The 555-nt window shown below is 42.9% G+C and carries 1 protein-coding gene; it reads right to left on the bottom strand.

The window, feature by feature from the left end; translation table 11 throughout:
• A partial coding sequence (locus ACWHAR_RS30775) for an extracellular solute-binding protein (RefSeq protein ID WP_452088898.1) occupies positions 1 to 422 on the bottom strand: 422 nt, incomplete at its 3' end.
• Positions 423 to 555 lie beyond the last annotated feature (133 nt).

Genomic DNA, 555 nt, shown 5'->3' with positions numbered 1-555 from the left:
CCGTTCACCGAGCTGTTCTTCAAAATCTTTTCATCTGCCTGGCTTAAATTCTTGTAGTCTTTTAAATAAGGAGACAGCTCCCAAAACGCCCCTGCTTTGACAGACTTGATAAAGCCGGCTGACTTATCTTTAATGACAATCGCGTGAGGCATCTCTCCTGAAGCCATGACGATGTTGAATTTGTCGTTGTAGGATGAATCAGGCACCCATGTGACCTTAATCTCTTTGCCTGTGTATTTTTCGAGCGCTTTTAATGAAGGACTCTTATCACTCGAGCTTTCCGGCGATAAAAGCGGCGCCATAATTTTGATCGTATCTTTCGAATCGCTTGCTGAATTGGATGTTTCCGAATGGCTGCATCCGGCGATCATCATGGCAGCAAGCGGCAAGGCCATCCATTTTTTTCGCATTCTTATTTTCATGATGCGTAAGTCCCCCTTTTTTCAATGTGCATTTCCCCTTTGCCCCTCTCAATATAAAGCGCTTACATAAATTCTTGCAATCTTCATTTTTTGCACCATTTCTCCTATGAAATTCCGGCTGTTATCCTTTTTT

Source organism: Bacillus sp. LR--39 (genome assembly GCF_053613335.1).
This window is presented reverse-complemented; position numbering and strand designations above follow the sequence as displayed.